The organism is Arthrobacter sp. UYNi723 (assembly GCF_054057635.1).
Genome location: NZ_JBSRZM010000003.1, coordinates 38,445 through 58,985 on the forward strand (window position 1 = coordinate 38,445; position 20,541 = coordinate 58,985).

At 64.7% G+C, this 20,541-nt stretch carries 21 protein-coding genes; 19 read left to right on the forward strand and 2 right to left on the reverse strand.

Annotation, left to right across the window (positions count from 1 at the left end):
* Nucleotides 1–100: 100 nt before the first annotated feature.
* Nucleotides 101–577, reverse strand: a complete 477-nt coding sequence (locus ACVWY0_RS03355) for a succinate dehydrogenase hydrophobic membrane anchor subunit (RefSeq protein WP_485835423.1) — start codon at nt 575–577, stop codon at nt 101–103.
* Between the two features lie 3 nt (nt 578–580).
* Complete coding sequence (gene sdhC, locus ACVWY0_RS03360; RefSeq protein WP_354249327.1) at nt 581–961, reverse strand: succinate dehydrogenase, cytochrome b556 subunit; 381 nt, start codon at nt 959–961, stop codon at nt 581–583.
* Between the two features lie 256 nt (nt 962–1,217).
* On the opposite strand from sdhC, the gene ACVWY0_RS03365 reads away from it, so the two are divergent.
* The 19 genes from ACVWY0_RS03365 to ACVWY0_RS03455 all read left to right on the forward strand — a co-directional run bounded on the left by ACVWY0_RS03365 (nt 1,218) and on the right by ACVWY0_RS03455 (nt 20,541).
* Nucleotides 1,218–2,351, forward strand: coding sequence for a mannose-1-phosphate guanylyltransferase (locus ACVWY0_RS03365; RefSeq protein WP_485835424.1), 1,134 nt, complete (start codon nt 1,218–1,220; stop codon nt 2,349–2,351).
* 87 nt (nt 2,352–2,438) lie between these two features.
* Entirely contained in the window at nt 2,439–3,638 is a 1,200-nt protein-coding gene (locus tag ACVWY0_RS03370; protein WP_485835425.1) for an amidohydrolase, read from the forward strand.
* A gap of 178 nt (nt 3,639–3,816) precedes the next feature.
* Nucleotides 3,817–4,251 (forward strand): MarR family winged helix-turn-helix transcriptional regulator, encoded by a 435-nt coding sequence (locus ACVWY0_RS03375; protein WP_485835426.1) that lies wholly within the window; start codon nt 3,817–3,819, stop codon nt 4,249–4,251.
* Nucleotides 4,252–4,296: 45 nt separating this feature from the next.
* Nucleotides 4,297–4,728: an organic hydroperoxide resistance protein gene (locus tag ACVWY0_RS03380; protein ID WP_104060963.1), complete on the forward strand. Its 432-nt coding sequence runs from the start codon at nt 4,297–4,299 to the stop codon at nt 4,726–4,728.
* On the forward strand, nt 4,725–5,747 hold the full coding sequence (locus tag ACVWY0_RS03385) for an NADP-dependent oxidoreductase (protein ID WP_485835427.1): 1,023 nt from the start codon (nt 4,725–4,727) through the stop codon (nt 5,745–5,747). The genes ACVWY0_RS03380 and ACVWY0_RS03385 overlap by 4 nt, the downstream gene beginning before the upstream one ends.
* Nucleotides 5,748–6,045: 298 nt before the next feature.
* Nucleotides 6,046–7,152 (forward strand): BMP family lipoprotein, encoded by a 1,107-nt coding sequence (locus ACVWY0_RS03390; RefSeq protein ID WP_485835428.1) that lies wholly within the window; start codon nt 6,046–6,048, stop codon nt 7,150–7,152.
* A gap of 175 nt (nt 7,153–7,327) precedes the next feature.
* On the forward strand, nt 7,328–8,965 hold the full coding sequence (locus tag ACVWY0_RS03395; RefSeq protein ID WP_485835429.1) for an ABC transporter ATP-binding protein: 1,638 nt from the start codon (nt 7,328–7,330) through the stop codon (nt 8,963–8,965).
* Nucleotides 8,958–10,325 carry an ABC transporter permease gene (locus tag ACVWY0_RS03400; RefSeq protein WP_485835430.1) on the forward strand — a complete coding sequence of 456 codons (1,368 nt, stop codon included), beginning with the start codon at nt 8,958–8,960 and terminating at the stop codon, nt 10,323–10,325. The genes ACVWY0_RS03395 and ACVWY0_RS03400 overlap by 8 nt, the downstream gene beginning before the upstream one ends.
* Entirely contained in the window at nt 10,322–11,647 is a 1,326-nt protein-coding gene (locus ACVWY0_RS03405) for an ABC transporter permease (RefSeq protein WP_485835431.1), read from the forward strand. The genes ACVWY0_RS03400 and ACVWY0_RS03405 overlap by 4 nt, the downstream gene beginning before the upstream one ends.
* Before the next feature lie 5 nt (nt 11,648–11,652).
* Nucleotides 11,653–12,057, forward strand: coding sequence for a cytidine deaminase (locus ACVWY0_RS03410; protein WP_485835432.1), 405 nt, complete (start codon nt 11,653–11,655; stop codon nt 12,055–12,057).
* The gene (locus tag ACVWY0_RS03415; protein WP_485835433.1) at nt 12,054–13,367 is read left to right on the forward strand and encodes a thymidine phosphorylase; all 1,314 of its coding nucleotides are present in this window, start codon (nt 12,054–12,056) and stop codon (nt 13,365–13,367) included. The genes ACVWY0_RS03410 and ACVWY0_RS03415 overlap by 4 nt, the downstream gene beginning before the upstream one ends.
* A gap of 5 nt (nt 13,368–13,372) precedes the next feature.
* Nucleotides 13,373–14,002 carry a DedA family protein gene (locus tag ACVWY0_RS03420; protein WP_485835434.1) on the forward strand — a complete coding sequence of 210 codons (630 nt, stop codon included), beginning with the start codon at nt 13,373–13,375 and terminating at the stop codon, nt 14,000–14,002.
* Nucleotides 14,003–14,107: 105 nt separating this feature from the next.
* Nucleotides 14,108–14,836, forward strand: a complete 729-nt coding sequence (locus ACVWY0_RS03425) for a DedA family protein (protein ID WP_485835435.1) — start codon at nt 14,108–14,110, stop codon at nt 14,834–14,836.
* A 39-nt stretch (nt 14,837–14,875) separates the two neighbouring features.
* A complete protein-coding gene (locus ACVWY0_RS03430; RefSeq protein ID WP_485835436.1) occupies nt 14,876–16,024 on the forward strand; it encodes an adenosine deaminase in 1,149 nt (382 codons plus the stop codon).
* Nucleotides 16,025–16,085: 61 nt separating this feature from the next.
* Entirely contained in the window at nt 16,086–16,685 is a 600-nt protein-coding gene (locus ACVWY0_RS03435) for a MazG nucleotide pyrophosphohydrolase domain-containing protein (protein WP_082575901.1), read from the forward strand.
* Between the two features lie 131 nt (nt 16,686–16,816).
* Complete coding sequence (gene eno, locus ACVWY0_RS03440) at nt 16,817–18,097, forward strand: phosphopyruvate hydratase (RefSeq protein WP_056343550.1); 1,281 nt, start codon at nt 16,817–16,819, stop codon at nt 18,095–18,097.
* Nucleotides 18,098–18,231: 134 nt separating this feature from the next.
* Nucleotides 18,232–18,897 (forward strand): FtsB family cell division protein, encoded by a 666-nt coding sequence (locus ACVWY0_RS03445; RefSeq protein WP_485835437.1) that lies wholly within the window; start codon nt 18,232–18,234, stop codon nt 18,895–18,897.
* Nucleotides 18,898–18,925: 28 nt separating this feature from the next.
* Complete coding sequence (locus tag ACVWY0_RS03450; RefSeq protein WP_485835438.1) at nt 18,926–19,597, forward strand: DUF501 domain-containing protein; 672 nt, start codon at nt 18,926–18,928, stop codon at nt 19,595–19,597.
* A complete protein-coding gene (locus ACVWY0_RS03455) occupies nt 19,594–20,541 on the forward strand; it encodes a Ppx/GppA phosphatase family protein (protein WP_485835439.1) in 948 nt (315 codons plus the stop codon). The genes ACVWY0_RS03450 and ACVWY0_RS03455 overlap by 4 nt, the downstream gene beginning before the upstream one ends.

Consider the following 20,541-nt stretch of genomic DNA (forward strand, 5'->3'; position numbering starts at 1 on the left):
GGGCGCTCTTTCTCTCAAAATTCGCTATAAAACAACGGGCGGGCGTTGCCTGCACCGCAAAATACAGCCTGCGGCTCACCGCGGGCAGCGGATGATCTGGCTACGCGGGGCAGAAGCCGCCGGGCAGCGGAACGCCGTCAACCACGGGGCACGGGTTGAAGGTGAAGATCACCAGGGTGCCGAGGACGATGATCACGGTGGTGGCCGCGTAGAGGACGATCTTGAGCCAGAGACGGGTGGAATCCTTCTCGGCGTAGTCGTTGATGATGGTGCGGACGCCGTTGGTGCCGTGCAGCATGGCCAGCCACAGCATGGCGAGGTCCCAGATCTGCCAGAACGGGTCAGCCCACTTGCCGGCGACAAAGCCGAAATCGATGGCTTTGATGCCTTCGCCCACCAAGAGGTTCACGAAGAGGTGCCCGAAGATGAGCACCACCAGCACTACGCCGGACAGGCGCATGAACAGCCAGGCGAACATTTCGAAGTTGCCCCGGCTTGCGCCGGTGCGGCGGTACTGGGGGGAGATTTTGCCGCTACTGTTTTTCCCACTGCGTGGGCTTTCGATCGTTGCAGTCATGGCTTAGTGACCTCCAAAGGCGAGGGAAAGGTGGCGGATGGAGAAGCCGACCATAACAACTACCCACAGGGCCAGGACGGTCCACAGCATCTGGCGCTGGTACTTGGCGCCCTTCTTCCAGAAGTCGACGGCGATGATCCGCAGGCCGTTAAAGGCGTGGAAGACGATCGCGGCAACCAGGCCCGTTTCACCCAGGGCCATGAGGGGGTTCTTGTAGGCACCGATAACAGCCGTGTAGGCCTCCGGGGACACACGCACCAATGAGGTGTCCAGCACATGGACCAACAAGAAGAAAAAGATCACTACACCGGTAATCCGGTGTCCTACCCAGGACCACATGCCTTCACGGCCGCGGTACAAGGTGCCAGCTGGTTTTGTCGGCACTGATAAACCTCCCTGCAACACAGCGGCGCTGGCATGAGATCCACGCGGGGGGAACGCCTGCTGCGAGAGCAACTCGTAGCTCAGGCCTAAATCTAGGCTTCGCTCACAGCTTATTCAATTTAGGAACTCCTTGGTGACCCCGCAATGCCTGCGTTTCGCCTGCAGATGAGACGAACACCACACCATGGCTCGCCCGCGGGAGTTGGCGGAGGGTTCTGAAAGGGCAGTTCACGGCTCGTCAGCTAAAGTAGCCGTGATGAGTACAGACAAAGCGACAAGCCCGGATTCACCCCTGAACCGCTTCATTGCGGTGATTCCGGCAGGCGGAGTGGGGACCCGCCTCTGGCCCCTGTCACGCGCAGCAGCTCCCAAGTTCCTCCACGACCTCACCGGGTCCGGCAGCACTCTGTTGCGCGCCACCTACGACCGCCTCGAGCCGCTGGCCGGCAGGCGCGTCCTCGTGGTGACCGGCACGGCACACCGGGCCGCCGTCTGCCGGCAGCTGCCCGAGGTCCAGGAGTCTGACTTGGTCCTGGAGAGCGAGCCCAAGGATTCCGGCGCCGCCATAGGCCTGGCCGCCGCCATCCTGTACCAGCGCGACCCGGACACCATCATGGGTTCCTTCGCCGCTGACCAGGTCATCAGTCCTGACCACCTGTTCCAGCAGGCCGTCCGCGAGGCCATCCACACGGCCGCCGCCGGCAAGATCGTGACCATCGGCATCAAGCCGACCCATCCGTCCACCGGCTTCGGTTACATCCGCGCCGGCGAGGAACTCAACATCGAAGGTGCGCCCAGCGCCCAGGCCGTGGTGGAGTTCGTGGAGAAGCCGGACGAGGAAGTTGCCCAGCAGTATGTGGACAGCGGTGAGTATGTCTGGAACGCAGGAATGTTCGTGGCTCCCGTTGCCCTGATGCTGAGGCACCTTGAGGCCAACCAGCCGGAGCTGTTCAAGGGCCTGCAGGAGATCGCCCAGGCCTGGGACACTCCCGAACGTGATGCCGTCACAGCCCGCGTCTGGCCCACGTTGCCCAAGATCGCCATTGACTATGCAGTGGCCGAGCCTGCCGCCGCTGCCGGCGATGTTGCCGTTGTGCCGGGCACCTTCGGATGGGACGACGTCGGGGACTTTGCTTCGGTGGGCCGGCTCAACAGTGCGCGGGAAGTCGATGACGTCACCGTTATCGGTGAAGGCGCCCGGGTTTTCACCGAAAACGCCAGCGGTGTGGTGGTTTCGGACACGAAGCGCGTGATCGCCCTGATCGGCATCAAGGATGTGGTCATCGTTGACACGGGCGATGCCCTCCTGGTGACCACCAAGCAGCACGCGCAGCGGGTCAAGGGAGCCGTTGACGCGCTCAAGGCCAGTGGCGACACCGACGTTCTGTAACCCGGTCGGGAGTGTCCAGGCGCGGCACAATCTGTAACGCGCCCGCCGTGATGACGCTATTCCGTGGACGCTCGCTAGAGTAAATGAGTGCGTAATTACACTACTGAAGCCGAGCCCACCGCATTAGTGCGGCCATGGTTGGAACCCCTCCTGCCGGAGCTGATCGACTTCCGCCGGGATCTGCACGCGCACCCCGAGCTTTCCTTCAAGGAATTCCGCACCACAGACAAGCTGGTGGAGCGGCTCGAAGCTGCAGGGCTGGCCCCGCGGCGGCTTGAAGGCACCGGCCTTACCGTAGACGTCGGAGAGGGGCCCCTCGCCACGGCGCTCCGGGGCGACATTGACGCCCTGCCCATCATCGAGGAAACCGGCCTGCCGTTTGCCTCGAAGAACCATGGCGTGACCCATGCCTGCGGCCACGACGTCCACACCGCCGCCATGCTCGGCGTCGCGCTGGTCCTGCAACGTATGCACGAGGAGTCCCCGCTGGGCGGTTCCGTCCGGATCATTTTCCAGCCTGCCGAGGAGACCATGCCCGGCGGCGCACTGTCCTGCATTGAGCAGGGCGTCCTGGACGGTGTGCCGCGCATCCTTGCGCTGCACTGTGACCCAAGGATCGACGTCGGACGCATCGGTACGCGCATCGGCGCCATCACGTCCGCCTCGGACACCATCAAGATCGAGCTGAGCGGCCGCGGCGGCCATACGTCCCGCCCGCACCTCACCGAGGACCTGGTCTTCGCCCTCGCGCAGATCGCCGTCAACGTTCCGGCCGTGCTTTCACGCCGGGTGGATGTCCGCAGCGGGGTGTCCGTGGTGTGGGGGCAGATCAACGCCGGATCGGCACCCAATGCCATCCCGGGCACCGGTTACATGTCCGGCACCATGCGCTGCCTCGACCGCGATGCCTGGCATGACGCCGGCGAGCTCCTGGATGAAGTCGTGCAGCAGGTGGCCGCGCCCTATGGAGTGGATGTCCATCTGGAACACACCAGGGGTGTCCCGCCGGTGGTTAACTCTGAGGACGAGACAGCGCTGATCGAGGCTGCGGCCCGCGCGGAAATCGGTGAGGGCGCCGTGGTGCTGACGCCGCAGTCCATGGGTGGTGAGGATTTCGCTTGGTTCCTGGCTGAGCGGCCCGGAGCGATGATGCGACTGGGCACCAAGACTCCGGGTGGCGAAGAATACGACCTGCACCGCGGTGACTACATCCTGGACGAACGCGCCCTTGGCCTGGGCATCCAGGTCCTCACGGCAGCGGCCCTCCGGACCATCCGCGACCTCTAGCCCCCGCGCCCCCGACCTACCTAACCCCTGGCGCGAACGGACACTTAAGCCCCACCTCCCGCGCGAACTGGCAGATATCACCCTCAAATCCCGGTTTTGAGGGTGTTATCTGCTCGTTAGCGCGTCTCTTTGGCAGGGTAAGTTGTGCACAATTGAATTGTGGACTACCGTCTTAGGTATGACAGATGCCCCCCGCCTCGACCGCCAGGTGTGTTTTGCGCTGTACTCCGCGTCCCGCGCGGCAACAGCGGTCTACCGCCCCGTCTTGGAAGACCTCGGCCTGACGTACCCGCAGTATCTGGTGATGCTGGTCCTCTGGGAATCGGAGCCGAAGGGCGTCAAGGAGCTCGGCGAGGAACTGGGCCTTGATTCCGGCACGCTGTCGCCGCTGCTCAAGCGGCTTGAGGCTATGGGGCTCGTGGAGCGCCGCCGGTCCGGGGAAGATGAGCGCCGTGTTGCAGTCCACCTGACGCCGGCCGGACGCTCGCTCAGCAGCAAGGCCAGCGGGATTCCACGGCACCTTGCGGACGCCGCCGGGTTGTCAGCCGATGAGCTGGAACAGCTTCGCACCACTCTTGAAAGGCTCACAGAAGCCCTTCACCGCGCGCACTGAGCGCCCAAGATTTCCGTTATCCACATCCAACAGGACGGACCACATATGAAGACTCTCTACACTGCCGAGGCCCTGGCTTCCGGCGAAGGCCGCGACGGCAACGCACGCACCAATGACGGCAAGCTGGATGTCAGTCTTGCCAGCCCCGTGGAGCTGGGCGGTGACGGCCAGGGAACCAACCCGGAGCAGCTTTTTGCCGCCGGTTACGCGGCATGCTTCCACTCGGCGCTCCGCCTCGTGGGGCGCAAGGAGCGCGCAGACCTGACCGATTCAGCCGTGGCGGCCAAGATCCACTTTGGCGCACTGAACGACGGCGTGGGCTACGGCCTCGCCGCTGAACTGGAGATCGCGGTCCCGGCCCTGGACCTCGCCACGGCCGAGTCCCTGGTGGCCAAAGCGCACCAGATCTGCCCCTATTCCAACGCCACCCGCGGAAACATGACCGTGGACATCAAGATCCTGGAGTTCGCCGCATGAGCGTGACAACGGCACTGCCAACATCCACCCGCGAAATCCGCCTGGCCTCACGCCCGGTAGGGCGTCCCGGTCCCGAAAACTTCCGACTGGCAGAGTCACCGCTGCCGGAGCTTCAGGACGGCCAGATCCTGGTCCGCAACCTCTACATCTCCGTGGACCCCTACATGCGCGGCCGTATGAACGACGTCAAGTCGTACTCGGCCCCGTTCGCTCTGGATGCAGCGCTCGACGGCGGCGCCATCGGTGAGGTCATCGCGTCCAGGGCCGAGGGGCGGAAGGTGGGGGACGCCGTCGTCCATCAACTGGGCTGGCGGGAATTCGCGGTCCTGGACGCAGACGCAACCTCGGTTGCCCGCACGGACCTTGCGCCGGCGTCGGCGTTCCTTGGCGCGCTGGGCATGACCGGCCTGACGGCGTACGCCGGCCTGCTCAAAGTGGCGGAGTTCAAACCAGGCGATGCCGTGTTCGTGTCCGGAGCGGCGGGCGCCGTGGGCTCGCTTGTGGGCCAGATCGCCAAGGCGATGGGCGCTTCCAAGGTTATCGGGAGCGCCGGAACCGCGGAGAAGGCGGCCCGGCTCCTGGAACTGGGCTTCGACGCCGCGTTCAATTACAACGACGGGCCGGTGCGCGAACAGCTTGCCCAGGCGGCAGGACCCGCAGGGATTGACGTGTATTTCGATAACGTGGGCGGCGATCACCTGGAGGCTGCCCTGGCCGTCCTGAATGTGGCCGGCCGCGTGGCCATGTGCGGTGCGATAGCCCAGTACAACTCCACCGAACCCGCCGCGGCGCCGCGGAACCTCGCGCTTGCCATTGGCAAGCAGCTCACCCTCCGGGGGTTCCTGGTCAGTGGACAGCGCCAGCACAGTGCTGAATTCTTCGGGAAGATGTCAGCCTGGCTGGCGGACGGTTCAGTCCAGTATGACGAGACCGTGGTGGATGGACTGGAGAATGCGCCCCAGGCCTTCATGGACCTCCTCGACGGCGCGAACACCGGCAAGATGCTGGTGCGCCTCTAAGCTCCCCACCAGCGCGAACGGACACTTGAGGCCCGCTCCCGGCGGGCCCCAAGTGTCCGTTCGCGCTTAGTGGATGGGTGCGGACTGGCCGCCTTCTACTGGTTGGTAACAAATTCTCAACAATCTTCAGGATCCGGCGCCAATGTGATAGCGGATGTGCTGCAGGCCACTAATGTTGGTTCTATCAGAGCGCTTCGGCGCAGTGCTGCGGACCGTCAGTGAAAACAGAATTTCAGGGTTGAAACAGACACTCATTGAATTCACGTCGTAGCGCCTCTCTCTTCATCCTGGAGGAATCTTGAAGACATCACTGCGTGCACACCTCAAGCACGGTTCAGTTGCAAGCGTGGCCACCATGGGTGCTACCGCACTCCTGCTGACCAGTTGCGGTGCGCCGCCCGAAGCCGGCAGCCCCACCGTGACGGCCACAGACTACACCGGTTGCATCGTTTCCGACTCCGGCGGATTCGATGACCAGTCGTTCAACCAGTCCTCCTACGATGGACTGAAGAAGGCTGAGAAGGACCTGGGCATCAAGGTCAACCAGGCCGAGTCCAAGTCCAACAACGACTTCGAACCAAACCTCCGTGCGATGGTTGCCGCCAACTGCGACCTCACCCTGACCGTCGGCTTCCTGCTTGGTGACGCCACCAAGACCCAGGCCGCGGCAAACCCGGACAGCCACTTCGCCATCGTCGACTTCGGCTACGACCCGCCCATCAGCAACGTCAAGCCCATCATCTACGACACCTCCCAGGCTGCGTTCCTGGCCGGTTACCTCGCTGCGGGCACCACCAAGACCGGAACCGTGGCCACCTTTGGCGGCATCAAGATCCCCACGGTCACCATCTTCATGGACGGCTATGCCGACGGCGTGAAGTACTACAACGAGAAGAAGGGCACCAGCGTTAAAGTCCTTGGCTGGGACAAGGCCTCACAGGACGGCAGCTTTACCGGCGACTTCGAAAAGCAGGACGTCGGCAAGCAGCTCACCCAGAACTTCCTGGACCAGGGTGCGGACATCGTGATGCCCGTAGCTGGTCCGGTGGGCAAAGGCGCCGGCGCAGCCCTGAACGAAGCGAAGGCGGCCGGCAAGGACGTCAAGATGATCTGGGTCGACTCCGATGGCTTCCTCACTGCACCGGAATACAAGGACATCATGCTGTCCTCGGTCATGAAGCTCATGGGCGAGGCCGTTGAGACCGTGGTGAAGGAAGACAAGGAAGGCAAGTTCACCAACACCCCCTACGTGGGCACATTGGCGAACGACGGCGTCCAGCTGGCACCGTTCCACAGCTTCGACTCCCAGGTCTCTGCCGATCTGAAGTCCGAGCTGGACCAGCTCAAGAAAGACATCGTCGACGGCAAGCTGAAGGTCGAGTCAGCGGCAAGTCCCAAGGTATAGTCATCCTCGCCAAGCGCCGCCCCCGGATGGTCATCGACTGCCCGGGAGGTGGCGCTTTGCGTTGCAATGCATGCCTCCGCGCTACCGCCCACCCGAGGCTGCAGGCACTAGGCTGGTGCTGCAGCCTCATATCCCGTCCGGTTCATGTACGGACGCTTCGAGATTGGTCAGAGTTTTGAAACTTGAACTCAGAGGGATCACCAAACGCTTCGGCTCCCTGCTCGCCAACGACCACATTGACGTGGTGGTTGAACCCGGACAGATCCACTGTCTGCTGGGCGAGAACGGGGCCGGCAAGTCCACCCTGATGAATGTGCTGTACGGGCTCTACGAGCCCTCCGAGGGCGAGATCCTCATCGACGACAAACCGGTTTCGTTCCGGGGGCCCGGCGACGCCATGGCCGCCGGGATCGGCATGGTGCACCAGCACTTTATGCTGGTCCCCGTCTTCACCGTCGCGGAGAACGTGGCTCTTGGAGCCGAGACCACAAAGGCCGTAGGCTTCCTCAACCTGGAGGACACCCGCCGCAAGATCAAACAGATTTCCGACCGCTACGGGTTCGACGTCGATCCGGACGCGCTGGTGGAGGACCTCCCCGTGGGTGTCCAACAGCGTGTGGAAATCATCAAGGCACTGGTCCGCGACGCCAGGGTGCTGATCCTGGATGAGCCCACGGCAGTGCTGACGCCCCAGGAAACGGACGAACTGCTGGACATCATGCGCCAGCTCAAGTCCAGCGGAACCTCGATTGTCTTCATCTCGCACAAGCTGCGTGAAGTGAAAGCTGTCTCGGACACCATCACCGTGATCCGCCGCGGCAAAGTTGTGGGTTCGGCCAGTCCCGGTGACTCCACAGCAGAGCTGGCCTCCATGATGGTGGGCCGCGCCGTCAGCCTCACGCTCGACAAAGCCCCCGCCAGCCCCAAAGAGAAGACTTTCCAGGTCAAGGACCTCACAGTCATTGCTCCGAACGGTCAGCACACCGTGGACGGCATCAGTTTCGACATTGCGCGCGGAGAGATCCTGGCCGTTGCGGGCGTCCAAGGCAACGGGCAGACCGAACTGACCGAAGCCATCCTCGGACTGCAGGAGCGCGTGCAGGGCTCCATTCTCCTGGACAACGTGGAGCTCGTGGGCCGCAGCGTGAAGGACGTCCTCAACGCCGGTGTCGGCTTCGTCCCGGAAGATAGGTCTGTTGATGGCCTGATCGGCACGTTCTCGATCGCCGAAAACCTGATCCTTGACCGTTACGATCAGCCACCGTTTGCCAAGGGCATCAGTATGAGCCCGGCGAAGGTCCTGGAGAACGCGAAATCGCGGATCGACGAGTTCGATGTCCGGACGCCCTCGGGCCTGCTGGCCGCCGGCACCCTCTCGGGCGGCAACCAGCAAAAGGTGGTCATGGCGCGGGAACTGTCCCGGCCGCTGCGCCTCTTTATCGCCTCGCAGCCCACCCGCGGTGTGGACGTCGGGTCCATCGAGTTCCTGCACAAGCGGATCGTGGCTGAACGGGATCAGGGCACACCGGTCATGATCATCTCTACCGAACTGGATGAGGTCATGGAACTCGCCGACCGTATCGCCGTGCTCTACAAGGGCAAACTGGTGGGAATCGTTCCCGCAGGAACCGGACGCGACGTCCTGGGCCTGATGATGGCCGGGATCTCTGCGGAAGACGCTGCCGGCGCTGACCACACCGGCCTGGTGAAAGCTGACACGCCGGCCACTGAAACGCCCCCGGCCGACACGAAGGATGCCGCTACCGCAGAACGCCGTGCAGCCTCCAGCCCCGAAGGAGGCGATCATGCCTGAAGAGCATCACCCTAAGCATGCTGACCAGCACCCGAAACCGCACCAGCCGACCCCGGCGGCGGACGAAACCGCCGCAGGGGTGGCCGTGGACACGGCCGGCGGCGCCATCAGCCCTTCAGCCGTACCAGCCAGCGCCCAAAGCGGAAAGCTGCCCGGCGGGCCGGACACGCTGCTCCGGAAGATCTTCACCGGCAGCGGCATGGTCTCAGTCCTGGCGGTGCTGCTGGCACTCGTGATCGGCGGACTGCTCATTGCCGCCACTGACGAACGCGTCGGTGCCACCTCGTCGTACCTTTTCGCCCGGCCCACCGATTTCCTTTCCGCGGTCTGGGACGCTGCCACCCGGTCCTATGTGGCGTTGTTCCAGGGGTCCGTCTTCAACCCCAGGGGTTCCAGCCTGGCCGCCCGGTTCGCACCCATGATGGAGACACTCACCATCGCCACACCGCTCATCACGGCTGGCCTGGGCGTTGCCCTCGCGTTCCGGGCAGGCCTGTTCAACATTGGTGCCCAGGGCCAGATCATCATGGCAGGCATCCTGGCGGCCTGGGTTGGTTTTGCCCTGCACCTTCCCCTGGGCCTGCACCTGTTGCTGGTGCTGGTTGCGGGCATCGTGGGCGGCGCTCTCTGGGGTGGCCTGGTTGGCCTTCTCAAAGCCAGGACAGGTGCCCACGAAGTCATCGTGACCATCATGTTCAACTACATCGCCCTTTACTTCCTGCGGTACCTGCTGAACACGCCGGCGTTCCAGCGCCCGGGGGAGTCCAACCCGATCTCGCCCATTCTGGATCCCACCGCGATCTACCCCCAGATTTTCGGCTCGCAGTACCGCCTGCACCTGGGCTTCGTCCTGGCCATCGCGGCCACCGTCCTGGTGTGGTGGCTGCTGAACCGCTCCACCGTCGGCTTTGAATTCCGGGCCGTGGGAGCCAATCCGAAGGCTGCCCTGACCGCCGGCATCAACGTCTCCCGGTCCACCATCCTGGTCATGGCCATTGCCGGCGCACTGGCCGGCATGTCCGGCGTGGCCCAGGTGGCGGGCACGGAAAAGGTCCTGACAGACGGCGTCGCTGCAACGTACGGGTTTGACGCCATCACGGTGGCGCTGCTGGGACGTTCGACGCCGTGGGGCACCTTCGCTGCCGGCCTGCTGTTCGGCGCCTTCCGCGCCGGTGCCGTGCAGATGCAGATCCAGACCGGAACGCCCATCGACATTGTCCTGGTGGTCCAGTCGCTGATTGTCCTCTTTATCGCGGCCCCGCCGCTGGTGCGGGCAGTCTTCGGGCTGAACCCCCGCCGCAAGAAGCCGGCCAAGGCCGGAAAAACCCAGCAGGCAGCAACCACCGGAGGCGCAGCATGAGCGCAACAGCAACATCGCCCCTGCCGGGACGCGGAACGCCCGGAACATCGCCCCAGGCCGACGAGGCCCAGCCAACATCCGGCAAACCGGTGCTCTGGAAAACCCCCGTCCTGCTCTCGGCGCTGGGACTCGTCGCTTTTGTTTTCTTCGGCCTGATGGGATCAGCGCAGACCGCAAGGTTCGGAATTTCCACCGGCGGGGATTTCTTCCAGCTGCCCACGCTGGAAATTCCTGCAATGCCGGGTGGGATCGTCCTCTCGGTCCTGATGCTTGGGCTCGCGGCCTATGCCGTCTATCTGAAGACCAAGGCCCGGCCCGCGCCGGCCTGGCTGACCGTCACTTTTACGGTGCTGTTTGTGGCAGCCTTCCTCATCTGGGTGGTGGGCGGTGCCCGGACGCCCAGCATTTCGCTCGCCGGACTCATCGCCGGTTCGGTCACCCTGGCCGTCCCGCTGGTGTTCGGCTCTTTGTCCGGCGTGCTGTGCGAGCGGGTCGGGGTAGTCAACATCGCCATCGAAGGCCAACTCCTGGGCGGCGCCTTCACCGCGGCAATCGTGGCCAGCATTACGCAGAACCCCTTCGTGGGCCTGCTCGCGGCCGCTGTGGCCGGCGCGGCGGTGTCCATGGTGCTTGCGGTGTTCAGCATCAGGTACCTGGTCAACCAAATCATTGTCGGCGTGGTGCTCAACGTCCTGATTTCCGGCGTCACCGGCTTCCTGTTCAGCACTGTTATGCAGGCGGACAAGGCCAAGTTCAACTCACCGCCCGGCCTGGACATCGTCCAGATTCCCATCCTCTCCGGAATTCCGATCCTCGGCCCCATCCTGTTCAAGCAGTCGCTGGTGGGCTACCTGATGTACGTCGCCGTCATCGTTGTCTGGGTTGGGTTGTTCAAAACCAAGTGGGGCCTGCGGGTCCGCGCTGTGGGTGAACACCCGCAGGCAGCCGACACGATGGGCATCAAGGTCAACGCCACGCGCTTCTGGAACGTGACCCTGGGTGGTGCCATTGCAGGAATCGGTGGCTCGTTCTTCACGCTCGTGGCGATCGACAGCTTCACGAAGGAGATCTCCGGCGGACGAGGCTTCATAGCACTCGCCGCGCTGATCTTCGGACGCTGGAACCCGATCGGCGCGTTCTTCGCCGCCCTGCTGTTCGGCTTTGCAGACAACCTGCAGAGCATTGTGACCATCATCGGAACCCCGGTGCCGAGCCAGTTCATGGCCATGCTGCCCTACCTGGTGACGGTGCTGGCCGTGGCCGGGCTGGTGGGCAGGTCCCGGCCACCGGCAGCCAGCGGCATCCCGTACGTCAAGGGTTGACGGCCGTGGAACAGAACGCCGTCGACTGGCAGGCCCTGGAGGCCGCGGCCGTGGACGCCATGAAAAACGCCTACGCCCCGTATTCGAAGTTCCCGGTGGGGGCCGCGGCCTTCACCGAGGACGGGCGGCTGGTCAGCGGCTGCAACGTGGAGAACGCCAGCTACGGTCTCACCCTGTGTGCTGAATGTGCCCTGGTGGGAAACCTGCACATGACCGGCGGCGGGTTGCTGCGCGCCTTCTACTGCGTGGACTCCGCCGGCAACGTCCTGATGCCGTGTGGCCGCTGCCGGCAGCTTCTCTACGAATTCCGCGCGCCTGGCATGGAGCTTATGACCACCCAAGGCATCAAAACCATGGACCAGGTGCTGCCCGACGCATTTGGTCCCCAAAACCTGGAGGACCCAAGGTGACACAGGCAACTGAGGCATTCGACGCCGTCGACATCATCCGCACCAAGCGGGACCGGGGCGTCCTGAGTCCGGAACAGATCGACTGGACCATTGACGCGTACACCCGAGGGGTCATCGCCGACGAACAGATGGCCGCGTTGAACATGGCCATCCTGCTCAACGGCATGGACCGCGCCGAAATTTCGCGCTGGACGGCGGCGATGATCGCGTCGGGCGAACGGATGGACTTCGGGGGCCTCCGGCGGCCCGACGGCGGTGTGAAGGCTACCAGCGACAAGCATTCCACCGGGGGAGTGGGGGACAAGATCACGCTGCCTCTGGCACCGCTGGTGGCAGTGTTCGGCGTGGCCGTGCCGCAGCTCTCGGGCCGCGGCCTTGGCCACACCGGCGGCACCCTGGACAAGCTGGAATCCATCCCCGGCTGGCGGGCGGCCCTGAGCAACGACGAAATGATGGCGCAGCTCCAGGACATCGGCGCCGTGATCTGCGCTGCCGGGGCAGGGCTGGCGCCGGCGGACAAGAAACTCTACGCACTGCGTGACGTCACAGGCACGGTCGAGGCGATCCCGCTGATCGCCTCCTCGATCATGAGCAAGAAGATCGCCGAAGGCACGGGGTCACTGGTCCTGGACGTCAAGGTGGGCAGCGGAGCCTTTATGAAGGACGAGGCCCGGGCACGCGAACTGGCCGAAACCATGGTGGCCCTCGGCAAGGACGCGGGCGTGAACACCGTGGCGCTGCTGACCAACATGAGCACCCCGCTCGGCCTCACCGCAGGCAACGCGATCGAAGTGGAGGAATCCGTGGAGGTCCTGGCCGGCGGCGGCCCGGAAGACGTCGTCGAACTCACCGTCCGGCTGGCCGAAGAGATGCTGGCCTGCGCTGGCGTACACGACGCCGATCCGCGCGCCGCGTTGAAGGACGGCCGGGCCATGGACGTCTGGAACCGGATGATCGAAGCGCAGGGCGGAGATCCGCGCGCCAAGCTGCCGGTCGCCAAGGAATCCGAGGTCATCTACGCCCCGGCCGACGGTGTCCTGGTGGGGCTCGATGCCTTGGCAGTGGGCGTTGCGGCGTGGCGCCTCGGCGCGGGACGTGCCCGCAAGGAAGACGCCGTCCAGGCCGGTGCAGGGATCCGCATGCATGCAAAGCCCGGTGCCACGGTCCGTGCCGGTGAGCCGCTCATGACGCTGCTCACAGACACGCCGGAGAAGTTCGCGCGCGCCAAGGAAGCCCTGGAACACGCCGTCACGATCGCCCCCGAAGGGGCACGCCCGGCGCAACAGCTCATCATCGACCGAATTGCATAGGGACAATGCAGGCGATCAATGAATTCATCCTCGCTGCCGCCGGGCAGCCGTGGGTGCTCCTCCTTGTGCTGGCCTGCTGCCTGATTGATGGGTTTTTCCCGCCTATTCCCAGCGAATCCGTGGTGGTGGGCCTAGCCGCCGTGGCCGCCACCGCGGACGTCCCCAATCCCTGGCTGCTGATGGCCGTCGCGGGCCTGGGCGCCTTCTCGGGCGACAACATCGCCTACCTCATCGGACGCCGTGTGGGTACCCGGCGCTGGCACTGGATGCGCGGGCCGCGTATGCAAGGTGCGTTCCGCTGGGCAGGAGACGAACTGAGGAAACGGCCGGCGTCGCTGATCCTGGTGGCGCGGTTCATCCCCATCGGCAGGGTTGCCGTCAACCTCACCGCGGGCGTGACCCACTATCCGCACCTTCGTTTCGTTGGCCTGACGGTCCTCTCTGCCACACTCTGGGCCTCCTACTCCGTGGGTATCGGGCTGTTCTTCGGCCAGTGGTTTGAAAACAACCATCTGCTCGGCGCGGCCATCGCCATCGTCTGCGCCGTGGGCCTTGGAATCGTCGTGGATCTGATCATTAACCGCATCCGGGGAAAGGTTCCTGTCGTGGAGCGGCTGAAGGATCCGGAAGCCTAGGGTTTGCGGCGTCCGAGCGTAGCGGGCGAGGTCCCGGGCATGGGACACTGAAGAGCGATTTACGTCACTTCCGGCTGCATCATTTCGTCTAGGAGCAAGACCCGCGTGGAGTTTATTAATGAGGCCGTGCTCCATGCAGCGGGCCAATGGTGGATCTACCCGGTCCTTCTTGTGTTCTTCTTCATTGACGGCTTCGCCATGGTGGTTCCCAGCGAGACGCTGATTGTGGCGCTGGCCGCGTTTTCCCGGCACAGCGGTGAACCGAATCTTTGGATCTTGGGCGCGACAGCACTGATCGGTGCCATCGCGGGTGACAACATGGCGTTTATGCTCGGCCGCAGGATCGGCCTTGACCGCTGGAAGTGGATGCGGCGTCCCAAAGTGCAGAAGGCTTTCGGCTGGGCACGGTATGAACTCGAAAAACGCGGCGCCGTCCTGATTTTCACCGCGCGCTACATTCCCTGGGGCCGGGTGGCGGTCAACTATGTGGCTGGCAGCACCGGCTTTGCGCACCGCCGGTTCTTCCTGCTGGATGCCTTCGCCTGCATCACGTGGGTGGGGTACTCCATCGGCATCGGGATCCTGGCCAGTTCGTTCCCCTGGCTCCACAACAACCCGCTGCTCAGCGCAGGCATTGCAGTGGTGTTCGCCATCGTGCTAGGCATCCTGATCGACCACCTCCTGCGCTGGTGGCACAAGCATCTGGCCCGCAATGACGCCGAAACTGTGGATGAATGGCTCGACGGCGGCCCGGAAGGTTCCGTGCCCGCGCATACCGCGGCTTCGCCGCTGCTGGCGTCCTCCCCGGCTGAGGCGGAGCAGCTCGGAAAGTAGCGGCTGGCATAAGCCGCCTGCCGACCCTAAGGTTGGATGGTGACTGAGCCTATTGTTGACGCTGCCCCTGCCATCGATTTCGACCTGAAGAGCCTGCCCAAGGTGTCGCTCCACGACCACCTGGACGGTGGTCTCCGTCCAGCCACCATCATCGAACTGGCCGAGGCCGTTGGCCACACGCTGCCCTCCACCGACCCGGTGGCCCTGGGCGAGTGGTTCCGCGAGTCCGCGGATTCCGGCTCACTCGTCCGCTACCTGGAGACGTTCGACCACACAGTCGCCGTGATGCAGACCAAGGAAGGCCTCATCCGCGTCGCCAAGGAATTCGTCGAGGACCTCGCGGACGACGGCGTGGTGTACGGCGAAGTGCGTTGGGCACCGGAGCAGCACCTCCAGAAGGGCCTGTCACTGGACGAGGTTGTTGAAGCAGTCCAGGAAGGCCTCGAAGCCGGCGTCGACGCCGTGAGCGAAAGCGGTCGCGAAATCCAGGTGGGCCAGCTGATCACCGCCATGCGCCACGCGGACCGTGGCCAGGAAATCGCCGAACTGGCTGTCCGCCACCGCAACAAGGGCGCTGTGGGCTTTGACATCGCCGGAGCAGAAGACGGCTTCCTCCCGTCCCGGTTCAAGGACGCCTTCACCTACCTCGCCCAGCACAACTTCCCCGCGACGGTGCACGCCGGCGAGGCCGCCGGACTCGAAAGCATCCAGTCCGCCCTCGTTGACGGCCGGGCACTGCGCCTGGGCCACGGCGTCCGGATCGCCGAGGACATCATGGTGGAGTTCGACGACGAAGACGACGACGCCGCGAGCGACGAGGACAGCATCGGCCTGGTCACCCTGGGCGACCTGTCCAGCTGGATCCGCGACCGCGGCATCGCCCTGGAGATCTGCCCGTCATCGAACCTCCAGACCGGAGCGATCGCCGGATTCGGCGAGGGCATCGAGAGCCACCCGCTGGACATGCTGTACCAGCTGGGCTTCAACGTCACCATCAACACCGACAACCGGCTGATGAGCGGCGTCACCCTGACGGACGAGTTCGAACTCTTCGTGGAGACCTTCGACTACGACCTCGACGATCTGCTGGAGCTAACACTCAACGCTGCCGAGGCATCCTTCCTGCCGCTTGAAGAGAAGGAAGCGTTGGTGGAGTACATCAACGACGCCTACGACAACCTTGGCTGAGCAGGCTCCCATCGATCGGCTGGTCGCTGTCGTAGCCCAGCTGCGCGAGCACTGCCCGTGGATGGGCGCCCTCACCCATGCCTCACTGGTGGAGTACCTCCTGGAGGAGGCCTTCGAGGTTGCCGAGACCATCGAGACCGGCGCGGATGACGCCGAGCTCCGCGGCGAACTGGGCGATGTGCTGCTTCAGGTGGTGCTGCACGCCCGGCTCGCCGAGGAGCGCGGCACGTTCACGTTCGACGACGTCGCACGCGGGCTGAGTGCCAAAATGGTCCGCCGCAATCCGCATGTCTTCCGGCCCGACGGCACGCTTCAGGACACCTTCCCTGCCTCGGTGGCGGAGATTGTCCGGAAGTGGGACGCCGTGAAGACTGCGGAACGTCCGGAGCGAACGGGGCCCTTTGAAGGCATCCCGGACGCACTGCCGGCCCTGGCGAAGGCGCAGAAGTTCCTTGACCGGGCCGAGCGCGCCGGATCGGTCCCCAACCGCTCCCTAACCTCGCAAGCTCGGCCAGGGAACCCTGCGGTCGTGGGCCCAGGCTCCGAGGAGGAGCTCGGCGACCTGCTGCTCGCCGTCGTCGGCTCTGCACGTGCCAGCGGATTCGACGCCGAACGTGCCCTTCGGGGCGCCATCCGGCGGCAGTTCGCGGCACCATCATGACGTCCGGGTGATGGATAGGGTTCCGTAACCTGCACCACTCTCGACTAGGCTTGGTCCTGACGAGGACGTCCCAGATTTAACGCTTTTTCCAGCTGTTCGTTCCCCCAAAATCGCCCATAAGGAGCACATCCATGGCGCTTATCGATGCCATCCACGCCCGCGAAATCCTCGATTCCCGCGGAAACCCGACCGTAGAAGTTGAAGTACTGCTCTCCGACGGCCAGATCGGCCGCGCGGCAGTACCCTCCGGTGCCTCCACCGGTGAGCACGAGGCTGTTGAGCTCCGTGACGGAGACAAGGGACGCTACCTCGGCAAGGGTGTCCAGAAGGCCGTTGACGCTGTCATCGACCAGATCGCTCCGGCACTGACCGGCTTCGACGCCACCGACCAGCGCAGCATCGACCAGGCCATGATTGACCTGGACGGCACGCCCAACAAAGCCAAGCTCGGCGCCAACGCCATCCTGGGCGTTTCGCTGGCCGTTGCCAACGCGGCTGCCGCCTCCGCTGACCTGCCGCTGTACAAGTATCTGGGCGGCCCCAACGCGCACGTCCTGCCGGTTCCGCTGATGAACATCCTCAACGGTGGCTCCCACGCCGACTCCGACGTGGACATCCAGGAATTCATGATTGTCCCGATCGGCGCAGAGACCTTCTCCGAGGGCCTCCGCTGGGGCGTTGAGGTCTACCACAACCTCAAGTCCGTCCTGCAGGCCAAGGGCCTGTCCACCGGCCTCGGTGACGAAGGTGGCTTCGCGCCGAACCTGCCGTCCAACCGTGCCGCGCTGGACCTGATCCAGGAAGCCATCACGAACGCCGGCTACACCCCGGGCAAGGACATCGCCCTGGCGCTGGACGTTGCCTCCTCCGAGTTCTTCAAGGACGGTGCCTACCAGTTCGAGGGCAAGGCACTGTCCGCCACCGAGATGAGCGCCTACTACGCCGAGCTCGTGGCCGACTACCCGCTGGTTTCCATCGAGGATCCCCTGGATGAGAACGACTGGGACGGCTGGAAGACCCTCACCGACAGCATCGGTGACAAGGTCCAGCTCGTCGGCGATGACCTCTTCGTCACCAACCCGGCCATCCTGCAGCGCGGCATCGACACCAAGACCGCCAACTCGCTGCTGGTGAAGGTCAACCAGATCGGTTCACTGACCGAAACGCTGGACGCCGTCAGCCTGGCCCAGCGCGCCGGTTACACCACTATCACCTCGCACCGCTCCGGCGAGACCGAGGACACCACCATCGCCGACATCTCGGTGGCCACCAACGCCGGCCAGATCAAGACCGGTGCCCCGGCACGCTCGGAGCGCGTTGCCAAGTACAACCAGCTCCTGCGCATCGAAGAAGAACTCGACGACGCCGCACGCTACGCCGGCCGCAGCGCTTTCCCGCGTTTCAAGGGCTAGTAGCCGCGTAAACCTCTGACCGGTGGCTATGGTTGAAAGACCATAGCCACCGGTTTTTGTTTAGCCGGCATTGATTGAGCCGGCATCAAGCGCAGAGTTGCGGCCAGAGGCAGGCCGCACGTTTCAGGAGTGTCATGGCCACCCGCCGTCCCAAAGTTCCCAAAGCCGCGTCGAAGCATCAGGCCACCACGGACCCAGCCACGGAAGACGCAGGCGTCATCCGCGCCGATTTTGGCGGTACAGCCGGCAGCGCAAAGGGCGGGACCAAGGGCAAAGCCAGCCCGGCGTTCGGCGCAGGAACGTCCGCACCGGACACGAGGATGCCGGCCAGCAAAGGGCAGGGGAGCGGCCACAGCGGTAACGCCGTGGGCAGGACACCGAAGCCTGACACCACGCAGGATGACACTCAGCCCGTACCTGCCAAGGCGTTCTCCGGCCGCATGCTGGCACTGGCGGTGGTCATGATTGCCATCACCATCATGCTGGCACCCACAGTGAAGATCTTCTTCGACAAACGGGCCGAACTCGCCGCCCTCAGCGCCGATATTGCCGCCCGCCAGGCCGAGCAGGACGGCCTGCGGCAGCAGATCTCACGGTGGCAGGATCCGAACTACGTGAAACAGCAGGCCCGGGACCGCATTAACATGGTTATGCCGGGTGAATCCGGCTACTGGGTCTTCGGCAGCGATCTGCCGGCCGGAACTAGCAGTAGCCTGACCGCCACAGCAGCACAAGACCCCGCCGATCTGCCGTGGGTGGATTCCCTGTGGGAGTCCATCAGGCGTGCGGCCACAGACTGAACAGCTAGAGGAAGGATGGCCCGCGCCAGTGGAAGAAAACACGGCGACTGCGCCGGAGAAGTCCCGCCAGCCATCAGCACACGATCTTGAAGTACTCAGCAGGCAGTTGGGACGGCCGGTGCGCGATGTGGTGGAAATCCCGGCGCGCTGCGTCTGTGGCAACCCCCTCGTCGCCGCCACGGCGCCGCGGCTGAGCAACGGGACACCGTTTCCCACCACGTTCTATCTGACGCACCCCGTTATCACTTCGGCGGTTTCCCGGCTGGAAGCTGCCGGGCTGATGAACGACATGAATGAGCGCCTGAGTGCCGATGAGCCGTTAGCGGCTGCCTACCGTGCAGCGCACGAGGACTATCTCGGAGCCCGCGCGGCCATCGGCGAGCGTTCCGGCATCGGCGCCGTCCCGGAGATTGACGGCATCTCCGCCGGCGGCATGCCCACCCGGGTCAAATGCCTCCACGTCCTGGTGGGCCACTCTCTCGCGGCGGGTCCCGGCGTAAACCCGCTGGGGGATGAGGCCATTGCCGGCATCAGTGAATGGTGGACAACGGACCGCTGCTACTGCGACGGCGCCTGGGACACCGCAGGGGAGGCCCCGTCAAAGGATCTCAGCCGCCACGGACCCCAGGGCCTGCCGGAGATCGTGGGCCGGCCCGCTCCGGTCCGCAACACCGCAAGCGCTGACGGGGCAGGGGCATGACCCGCGTCGCCGCCATCGACTGCGGCACGAACTCGCTCCGCCTGCTCATCGCCGACATCGACCGCAGCAACGGGACAGCGAAGCTCACCGATGTTGTTCGCGAAATGCGGGTTGTCCGGCTGGGCCAGGGCGTGGACGCCACCGGCGAACTGGCCCCTGAGGCGCTGGAGCGCACCTTCGCGGCCACGGCGGATTACGCAGCCATGATCCGCGAGTATGGCGCCGAGTCCATCCGTTTTGTGGCAACCTCGGCCAGCCGGGACGCGCGCAACCGCCAGGTCTTTGTGGACGGGATCCGGGAACTGCTGGGCGTTGAGCCGGAGGTCATCTCGGGCGATGAAGAAGCTGCCCTGTCGTTCGCCGGGGCCAGCAGCGTGCTGCCCATCCTTGACGGCGAGCAGGTGCTGGTGGTGGACCTCGGCGGCGGCAGCACGGAGTTCGTCCTCGGTACCTCCGCCGGTGTCACGGCCGCCAGGTCCGTGGATGTCGGCTGCGTCCGCCTGACCGAACGGCACCTGCAGGACGATCCGCCCACGGCGGAGCAGATCGCCGCCGCGGAAGCCGACGTCGACGCCGCCATTGCCCGGGCGGGACTGGATGTTCCGCTGGAACGCGCCACCGCCGTCGTCGGGGTGGCCGGCTCGATCACCACCATCACCGCCCATGCCCTGCGGCTTCCGGAGTATTCGCCGGCGGCGATCCACGGGACGGAATTGTCCATCGGGACCATCGCCGAAGCCGCCACTGACCTCCTCCACATGACCAGGGCAGAACGTGCGGAACTGGCGTATATGCACCCCGGCCGCGTCGACGTTATGGGTGCCGGCGGGCTGGTGTGGCGGCGCATCCTGGAGCGGCTGAATGAGCTCACCGCGGGCCGGATTGTCACGGCCACGGCCAGCGAACACGATATTCTTGACGGAATTGCCCTGAGCATCCACTAA

Excerpts from the sequence above, each read along its gene's own strand:
- ACVWY0_RS03400 (WP_485835430.1), top strand. The coding sequence starts at position 8,958 with ATGCCTGAAGAGCATCACCCTAAGCATGCTGACCAGCACCCGAAACCG.
- ACVWY0_RS03380 (WP_104060963.1), top strand. The coding sequence starts at position 4,297 with ATGAAGACTCTCTACACTGCCGAGGCCCTGGCTTCCGGCGAAGGCCGC.
- ACVWY0_RS03375 (WP_485835426.1), top strand. The coding sequence starts at position 3,817 with ATGACAGATGCCCCCCGCCTCGACCGCCAGGTGTGTTTTGCGCTGTAC.
- ACVWY0_RS03420 (WP_485835434.1), top strand. The coding sequence starts at position 13,373 with ATGCAGGCGATCAATGAATTCATCCTCGCTGCCGCCGGGCAGCCGTGG.
- ACVWY0_RS03365 (WP_485835424.1), top strand. The coding sequence starts at position 1,218 with ATGAGTACAGACAAAGCGACAAGCCCGGATTCACCCCTGAACCGCTTC.
- ACVWY0_RS03405 (WP_485835431.1), top strand. The coding sequence starts at position 10,322 with ATGAGCGCAACAGCAACATCGCCCCTGCCGGGACGCGGAACGCCCGGA.
- ACVWY0_RS03455 (WP_485835439.1), top strand. The coding sequence starts at position 19,594 with ATGACCCGCGTCGCCGCCATCGACTGCGGCACGAACTCGCTCCGCCTG.
- ACVWY0_RS03435 (WP_082575901.1), top strand. The coding sequence starts at position 16,086 with ATGGGCGCCCTCACCCATGCCTCACTGGTGGAGTACCTCCTGGAGGAG.
- ACVWY0_RS03385 (WP_485835427.1), top strand. The coding sequence starts at position 4,725 with ATGAGCGTGACAACGGCACTGCCAACATCCACCCGCGAAATCCGCCTG.
- ACVWY0_RS03355 (WP_485835423.1), bottom strand. The coding sequence starts at position 577 with ATGACTGCAACGATCGAAAGCCCACGCAGTGGGAAAAACAGTAGCGGC.
- eno (WP_056343550.1), top strand. The coding sequence starts at position 16,817 with ATGGCGCTTATCGATGCCATCCACGCCCGCGAAATCCTCGATTCCCGC.
- ACVWY0_RS03445 (WP_485835437.1), top strand. The coding sequence starts at position 18,232 with ATGGCCACCCGCCGTCCCAAAGTTCCCAAAGCCGCGTCGAAGCATCAG.